At 56.3% G+C, this 8,016-nt stretch carries 6 protein-coding genes and 1 tRNA gene; 6 read left to right on the forward strand and 1 reads right to left on the reverse strand.

The genetic code is table 11. The annotated features are described in order from the left end of the window. Positions 1–117 precede the first annotated feature (117 nt). Genes iolD through iolG form a run of 6 tightly spaced genes read left to right on the forward strand, consistent with a single transcriptional unit; the run spans position 118 to position 6,487 of the window. The gene (iolD, locus tag ACR0KC_RS11695) at positions 118–1,986 is read left to right on the forward strand and encodes a 3D-(3,5/4)-trihydroxycyclohexane-1,2-dione acylhydrolase (decyclizing) (protein WP_480706593.1); all 1,869 of its coding nucleotides are present in this window, start codon (positions 118–120) and stop codon (positions 1,984–1,986) included. Next, positions 1,986–2,825: a phytanoyl-CoA dioxygenase family protein gene (locus ACR0KC_RS11700; protein ID WP_480771875.1), complete on the forward strand. Its 840-nt coding sequence runs from the start codon at positions 1,986–1,988 to the stop codon at positions 2,823–2,825. Before iolD ends, ACR0KC_RS11700 begins: the two co-directional genes overlap by 1 nt. Then, positions 2,822–3,799: a 5-dehydro-2-deoxygluconokinase gene (iolC, locus tag ACR0KC_RS11705; protein ID WP_480706597.1), complete on the forward strand. Its 978-nt coding sequence runs from the start codon at positions 2,822–2,824 to the stop codon at positions 3,797–3,799. The genes ACR0KC_RS11700 and iolC overlap by 4 nt, the downstream gene beginning before the upstream one ends. A 12-nt stretch (positions 3,800–3,811) precedes the next feature. Next, positions 3,812–4,669, forward strand: coding sequence for a 5-deoxy-glucuronate isomerase (locus ACR0KC_RS11710; protein ID WP_170395026.1), 858 nt, complete (start codon positions 3,812–3,814; stop codon positions 4,667–4,669). After that, on the forward strand, positions 4,666–5,496 hold the full coding sequence (locus tag ACR0KC_RS11715) for a class II fructose-bisphosphate aldolase (RefSeq protein WP_170408596.1): 831 nt from the start codon (positions 4,666–4,668) through the stop codon (positions 5,494–5,496). Before ACR0KC_RS11710 ends, ACR0KC_RS11715 begins: the two co-directional genes overlap by 4 nt. 1 nt (position 5,497) lies before the next feature. Beyond that, on the forward strand, positions 5,498–6,487 hold the full coding sequence (gene iolG / locus ACR0KC_RS11720; protein WP_480771876.1) for an inositol 2-dehydrogenase: 990 nt from the start codon (positions 5,498–5,500) through the stop codon (positions 6,485–6,487). A gap of 1,418 nt (positions 6,488–7,905) precedes the next feature. Here the strand turns inward: iolG and ACR0KC_RS11725 are convergent. Then, a tRNA-Met gene (locus ACR0KC_RS11725) sits at positions 7,906–7,982 on the reverse strand. Positions 7,983–8,016: the final 34 nt, after the last annotated feature.

Here is an 8,016-nt window from a genome sequence, read left to right on the forward strand (position 1 = left end):
CCTCGCTTTTTCTTGAAAACCATTTGCAACCGGTTGCAAAACTTGTATCGTGAGAATAGGACTCTCGCAAGCTGCATTCGGCACTGCATCATAATTTTCCTAAAGGAGCCCGCAGACATGTCCGCGCAACACGAAACTGTTTACCTGACAACGGCGCAGGCGATCATTCGCTGGCTGTCGAACCAGTTTATAGAGATCGATGGTCAGGAATATCGCCTATGTGGCGGGGGCTTCGGGATTTTTGGTCATGGCAATGTAACCTGCCTGGGCGAGGCACTGAATACTGTCCGGGATGAGCTGCCGTTGTATCGCGGACAGAATGAACAGAGCATGGGATTCGCCGCCGCAGGCTATGCCAAGCAGTGGCTGCGTCAGCGATTCATGTTCTGCACCGCTAGCGCAGGCCCCGGCACTGCGAATCTGTTGACTGCTGCTGGACTGGCCCATGCGAACCGGCTGCCAATGCTGATGTTGTGCGGGGACACGTTCATCACCCGCTTACCGGATCCGGTTCTGCAGCAGATGGAGAATTACTATGACCCGACGTTTGGTGTGAATGACGCCTTCAAACCGGTCAGCCGCTATTGGGATCGCATCACGCATCCGGCACAGGTCATTCAATCTCTGCCCGCCGCTATAGCGACAATGCTGGACCCGGGCGATTGCGGGCCGGCGTTCCTTGGGTTGCCACAGGATGTGCAGGGTTGGACCTATGACTACCCGGTGAAGTTCTTTGAGAAAAAAGTGCATCGCATTCGCCGCCAATCTCCCGATGCTCATGAAATCACCGATGCCGCTACCGCGTTGGCCGGCGCGAAACGCCCGATGATCATCGCGGGTGGGGGCGTGCAGTATTCCAAAGCCGTGACCGATTTGACCGAATTCGCCGAAAAGTTTCAGATTCCGGTCGTCGAAACCATCGCGGGCCGCGCCAATATGCTGGCGACCCATCCGCTGAACATTGGCCCGATTGGCGTCACTGGATCGGACAGTGCCAACGCAATTGCGGAACAAGCCGATGTGATTGTCGCCGTCGGGACGCGCTTGCAGGATTTCACAACCGGCTCGTGGACTGCCTTTGCCAAGGACGCTCAGTTCATCTCGATCAATGCTGCGCGGCATGATGCGGGTAAGCACATGTCCTTGCCAGTTGTTGGGGATGCCAAGCTGTCGATTCAGGCTCTAACACAGGCTGTTGACTATACCGCCCCGCCCGACTGGGTGGCTCTGGCACAAGTCGAACGGCGCAAGTGGGATGCCTACGTGGCCGAAAATGTGTCTTACGGGAACCGTCCAAATTCCTATGCTCAAACCATCGGCGTTGTGAACGAACTTTGCGACCCGCGTGACCGCGTGGTCGCCGCTGCCGGAGGTCTGCCCGCTGAAGTCACCGCCAACTGGCGCACGCTGGATATTGGCACCGTTGATGTTGAGTTCGGATTCTCCTGCATGGGCTATGAGATCGCGGGCGCTTGGGGCGCGCGCATTGCCCAATCTGAGCGTGAGCCGGATAAGGACACGATTACGTTTTGCGGTGATGGCTCATATCTGATGCTGAACTCGGACATCTATTCCTCGGTTCTGAGCCGCAAGAAGATGATTGTTCTGGTGCTGGACAATGGCGGTTTTGCAGTCATCAACAAGCTGCAGAACAACACAGGCAACGAAAGCTTCAACAACCTGCTGGAAGACTGCCCCACCATCCCCGAAGCCTTTGGCGTTGATTTCGCGGCCCACGCGGCCTCGATGGGGGCCACCAGCGAAAAGGTCGCGAACCCGGCGGAACTGGCCGAAGCGTTCAAGCGCGCCAAGGCCAGCGACAAGACATATGTGATTGTGATGGACGTGGACGCCTATGAAGGCTGGACCACTGAAGGCCATGCATGGTGGGAGGTTGGAACGCCCCACACTTCGGCTGACGAAAGGGTTCGTGACGCCCATGTCGAATGGGAATCGACCCGCGAAAAACAACGCAAGGGCATCTGATGAAACGGTTCAAGGTAGAAACGGCTGACCCAGACGTCATTGTGGATGAATTGATGAACGGTGATGGAGTCGTCGCAATCTCGGGCCTTTTCACCCCTGAAGAGATCGCCGAGGCACGTGCCATCGTCATGGCCGAATCCGAAACGGCGGCCGAGAAAGTGACCCATTTCCAAGGCGCTGCGGAAGAGGATGGCAAACTGAACCTGCAGCGGCGGGTCTGGAATCTGTTGGCCAAGGGCGACGTGTTTTCACGCATGGCTGCGCATCCGGTTCTGATGAATATCCTCCGCAAGTTTCTGGGGACCGAGTTCATCATGGGCTCGATCGCTGCTAATCGCATCCTGCCGGGCGGGCCGGGGCAGGAGCCGCATGTCGACTATCCCTATTGGGACTTTCACAGCCCCGAAACGCATCCCGTCGGTCTGAATGGATCATTTCCGATGAATGCACAGGTCTCGGTTTTGCTGGACCCGTTCACCAAGGAAAGCGGCGCGACCGGCTATGTACCCGGATCGCAGAAAGAGCTGCGTTATCCCACGCCCGAAGACAAGTTCTATGACAAATGCGAGCAGATGACCGGTGAGCCTGGCGATGTTGCTCTGTTCTATGGCGTGACGTGGCATTGCGCGATGCCGAACAAAGCGGATCACGACCGCAGCGCGATCCTGATCCAGTACCTGCCCAAATGGGTTAAACCGATGGAAGATATGCCCGCTGCGCTACCGCAGGATTTCCTTGATCAGGCAAGTCCCGATCTGCGGCAGTTGCTGGGCTTGAACTATCCCTACCCCGAGGTGCTGGATGCCGCGCGGGCAGGCAATACCGAGGGGCACACGTGACTCTGATTGAAGGTATAAAAGGTAACCGCTTTGCCGTGTTCGGCAGGGCCGGAATGGACATGTTTGCGGATCCGGTCGGAACCAAAAGCGAAGACGCACAGGTGTTTCGCGCCGATCTGGGCGGATCAAGCGCCAATATCTGCGCCGGACTGGTGAAGCTGGGATCGCAAGCGGCGCTGGTCACCTCGGTCTCGGATGATGCCGTGGGGCGGTTCTGTGTGAACCGGCTGCGCGACTATGGCGTTGAAACGAGATATGTCCGAGCTGTGGGTGGCGAGGCGCGTACGTCCTTGGCTGTCTACGAAAGTTGCATCGAAGACTTTCAGAATGTCATCTACCGCAACGGCGCCGCTGATTTCCAGGTAACCGAGGCGGATATGGATGAGGTCGACTACAGCGCCTTCTCTGCCCTGATCACGGCGGGCACGGTGTTTGCTGCGGAACCCTCACGCTCGGCCACCTACCGCGCGTTTGAAAATGCGCGCGCCTCAGGCCTGCCGGTGATCTTCGACATCGATTACCGCCCCTATAGTTGGCCATCACCCGAAGTCGCCTCAGAGGTTCTGACCCGCGCAGGGAATGAAAGCGATCTGATCGTAGGCAATGATGAAGAGTTCGGCTTTATGGCGGGCGGCATCGAAAAAGGTTTAGACAAGGCCCGCGAATTGGCGGCCAACGGCAAGATGGTGATCTACAAGATGGGCCATGAGGGGGCCATTACGCTGGCAGACGGGCAAGAGGTCCGCACCGGCATCTACCCGGTTACCGCCGTGAAGCCCAACGGCGCAGGCGACAGTTTTCTGGCCGGTCTGCTGGCCTCGATCGCTGCGGGGCATGACCTGCGCGATGCGGTGCTGCGCGGTTCGGCCTGCGCGTCGATCGTCGTGTCGAAACCCGGCTGCGCCGGGGCCATGCCGACGACGCCCGAACTTGACGAATTTCTGGCCCAACACCCGGGCTCCACGGATACCTGAAAGGAGACGCAGATGCATATTGCGCCCCATGACAACCAGAACAAACCTATCGTCGATGCCGACCATGATCTGGTGCCGCTAAACTATTTCAACATCGTCAAACTGAAAAAGGGCGAGGTGTTCGAATATGCCGTACCGGGCTATGAGACCTGCATCGTGCCCGCCACCGGTACCGTGGATGTCGATGTGGACGGCGCGATCTATACCAACCTTGGCAACCGCACCATCGACGTCTGGGATGGCGAGCCCGAGGGCGTATACGTTCCCGTCGGCGCCAAGGTTCGAATAACCTGCATGACGGATGAAACCGAAACCTTCATCGCGGGCGCAAAATTCGACCGTGTACTTGAACCCTTTGATGTCCGCGTACCCGAGCTGGATCTGGTGCAGTATGGATCGGACGACACCAAAACCCATCGAAAAATCAAACACATTCTGGGCGCGAACCATCACGACAAGGTCGGCCGCTTGCTGGTGTCTGAACTTTATACCGTGGGTCAGGGCGGCTGGTCCGGCTTTCCCAGCCACAAACATGACACCGACCGCAAAAGCGACGATGGCGAAATGATCGAAACCCGCCATGACGAAACCTATAATTTCCGCTTCCGGCCCAACTATGGTTCTGGCGTCCAGATGCTGCAGCGCGAAGACAACAAGCCGGGTGATGCCTATCACATCATGGATGGCTCGACGATCCTGCTGGACAAGGGCTATCACCCCTGCGCAGTTTTGCCGGGGTATGAAATGTACTATTTCACCATCCTCGGCGGGCTCAGTCAGCGCTCGCTGAAGCAGTATTTCCAACCGACCCATGCAGCCCAGCTGCATACGATCCCGGGCATTATGGACATGGTGGCCAAGTTCAAATGAGCCTTGTGACATTATCGGACGTGCTGCAACCCGCGCTGCGCGACGGCTATGCCGTGGCCGGGTTGGTGACGCTGGGCTGGGAGGACATGCGTGCCTACGTGGCCGCTGCCGAAGCCGAAGGCGTGCCCATCATTCTGCAAGCCGGACCGTCCTGCCGTGAACACACGCCGCTGCCGGTTCTGGGCAAGATGTTCCGCCATCTGGCCGAAGGGGCCAGTGTGCCTGTCGTGGCCCATCTGGACCATGGCTACACCCATGACGAATGCCACATCGCCATCGACAGCGGCTTCACCTCTGTCATGTTTGACGGATCGCGCAAGCCTTTGGAACAGAATATCGCCGAGACCGCTGCAATTGCCGAGATGGCCCATGCCGCTGGTGTCTCCTGCGAGGGGGAAATCGGTTTTGTCGGCTATTCGGGTGGTGAAGGTTCGGACGGAACCGACCCGGAGGAAGCCGCGCAATTCGCCCGAGAGACCGGCGTGGATGCAATGGCGATCTCGGTCGGCAACGTCCATTTGCAACAGAACAAAGAGGGCGGTCTGGACGAGGCCCGTATCCGCGCCATCGAAGCCGTGACCGATATACCTCTGGTAATCCATGGCGGCTCGGGCGTGCCGGTTGCGCAACGTGCTGCGCTGGCGCGCGGATCGAAAATCTGCAAATTTAACATCGGGACCGAGCTGCGAATGGCCTTTGGGAATGCCCTGCGAACGGCCGTGAATGCCGATCCGGACAGGTTCGACCGCGTTCAAATACTGAAAGATACACATGAACCGGTGGTCGAGGCGACGCGCCGAGTACTGAAAGCGTTCAAAGGGGCATGACATGCTGAATATTGGGCTATTGGGATGCGGGCGGATCGGTCACGTTCATGCGCGCTCGATCGGGCAGATTGATGGCGCACGGGTGAGCGCAGTGGCGGACGCATTCACAGAACCGGCTCAGATGCTGGCCGACAAAACTGGCGCACAGATCCTGTCGGCGGACGAACTGATCGAAAGCAAAGATGTCGATGCTGTCGTCATCGGTACTCCGACCGACACCCATTACGATCTGATCCATAAAGCGGCGAATGCCGGCAAAGCGATCTTCTGCGAAAAGCCAGTGGACATGTCCGCTGACCGCATCCGCGATTGCATCAAAGTGGTCGAAGCCACCGGCGTGCCCTTCATGACGGCCTTCAACCGCCGCTTTGATCCGAACTTTGCCAATATTCAATCCCGCATCGCCGAAGGTGAGATCGGCGCGGTCGAAATTGTCACCATTCTGTCCCGCGACCCCTCGCCGCCACCGATCAGCTATATCGAAAGCTCGGGTGGGTTGTTCCGCGATATGATGATCCATGACTTGGATATGGCACGTTTCTTGCTGGGCGAAGAACCTATCAGCGTTTACGCTATTGGATCATCGCTCGTCGATCCCGAGATCGGCAAAGCCGGAGACGTCGACACCGCAGCCGTAACCCTGACGACGGCCAGTGGCAAGATTTGCCAGATCTCCAACTCGCGCCGCGCCAGCTATGGCTATGATCAGCGCATCGAGGTGCATGGCGCGAAGGGTATGTTGCGGGCTGAAAACATGTTGGAGAATGCGGTTGAGGTCGCGACTCCGTCGGGTTTCCGCAAAGCCCCCGCCCAGCATTTCTTTCTTGAACGCTACGAAGGCGCCTATCAGGCAGAGATGGCCCACTTCGTTGCCGCCGTGTCCGGTTCAGGACAGCTTGCACCCGGTATCATCGATGGGCTGCGCGCGCAGGTTCTGGCCGATGCAGCAGATGCATCCTTGAAACAGGGCACTGTCATTAGCCTCATATAATGCTTTGGGAAATTGAATGAGGGTCAAGGTACGACGCGCCAAACTCGTACCCCCTCAAGAAATCATCAGACATCTTCTAGGCGCGCCGTATCAACTTGGTATCGGCGTGAGATGTCCGGAATGTGTCTGAAAGATTAATTTTTCCAACTACGGGGAACCCCCAATATACGGGCCTGCGCGCTTGGCATAATCTGATTTCAACGGGCCACTTTCGATGATCCGTGTATCCCCTTCAGAGGGGTTGGCTCGACCCCCTCGCCAACCCCTCTGGTAGGTGGAATGAGAGGCAATGCGCTTAATCTAATTTAATGAGACTTGGGCTAGGCGGGTTTGATTGTAGGCCCTAGACCTGTTGATTTTTGAGCTGGGACGGGATCGCCGGCAGGCGACAAGGAATGAACTGACGTTGCTTTTAATTGTTTAAGTTCTGAGACTTATCATCAAGCCCTCGACGCCTCAAACAATCAGTTGCCACGCGCGTGACAACTCATGCCCAAAGGCCCTACTGCTTTGCTACACTAAATCGCTGAAACAAGCGCATTCACGGCTCCGGCAAAACCCGCCACTGCCACAGCGCTTGCCAAAATGACGCAAAGGATTTCCAACGCACTGAGTTTCATATCGGCCCCCACCGGAATGCTGCACCCGGCATAGAGCAAGTCTTGAAAGGCGAAAAGTGAGCTTATGTTTACGGTGCGGAAACTTGCTATCCAGGTAGCGCTTACTTGCTCAGATACCGCTCTCAGGACGTTAGTTGGGGTCGTTTTGATGGCATTTCTATCTTGACCTGTTGCACCTCTGCATCGCCGATTGCACATCATTCGGCGTGCAACGATCAATGGAAAGATACCTGAAACTGCGCCCATAGAATCTAATGGCGCTGTCGAGGTACACCATAACTACACCCAGATGCGCGATACAAAGGGTTTGAACGCGCATTGTATCAACAGTGTGTTTCATTCATTGGACGATCAGAAGACTGCTCGTGGGGCGGCATATCGAACTAGGTAACCCCCTCAAATCCAGTTGGAAAAACTAGAAAGTGCTAAAAATAAAGACATGCCGCCCACTTTGGCAGGATGGCATTATGGCAAAAATGTGTCCACGGCTAAATTCGAAACTCTTAGTTCGCGAATTGGAAACAAGATGTTTCGGAAAGATTCTCGGGACTACGGAAAAACCTGCACTTCGAAAGCGTCCAGTGACGAAAGTTTGAATTTAACTGATAACTCTACTACATTGCTCACTCTTCTAAGAGGCATGCTGACAAGCGGATCGTCGTTGTCTTTTTGTCCTTCTCAGCAAAGACTACGATACTACGATCTTCAGGTTATAAGCCTGACGAGTTTTGATCGTTAATCGAACAGTCCGGTGGGCTGTTTGTAGTCTGCACGGGCTGATCTGGGATTTTCTAAAGTTGGTTGCGGGAGCAGGATTTGAACCTGCGACCTTCAGGTTATGAGCCTGACGAGCTACCGGGCTGCTCCATCCCGCGACACTTTAAGTGACCTATCGCTTACGCTACTTGA

The sequence above is a fragment of the Ruegeria sp. CF3 genome (assembly GCF_056537365.1).

Coding starts and splice junctions, on each gene's coding strand:
- ACR0KC_RS11715 (WP_170408596.1), top strand. CDS start 4,666: ATGAGCCTTGTGACATTATCGGACGTGCTGCAACCCGCGCTGCGCGAC.
- iolG (WP_480771876.1), top strand. CDS start 5,498: ATGCTGAATATTGGGCTATTGGGATGCGGGCGGATCGGTCACGTTCAT.
- iolD (WP_480706593.1), top strand. CDS start 118: ATGTCCGCGCAACACGAAACTGTTTACCTGACAACGGCGCAGGCGATC.
- ACR0KC_RS11710 (WP_170395026.1), top strand. CDS start 3,812: ATGCATATTGCGCCCCATGACAACCAGAACAAACCTATCGTCGATGCC.
- ACR0KC_RS11700 (WP_480771875.1), top strand. CDS start 1,986: ATGAAACGGTTCAAGGTAGAAACGGCTGACCCAGACGTCATTGTGGAT.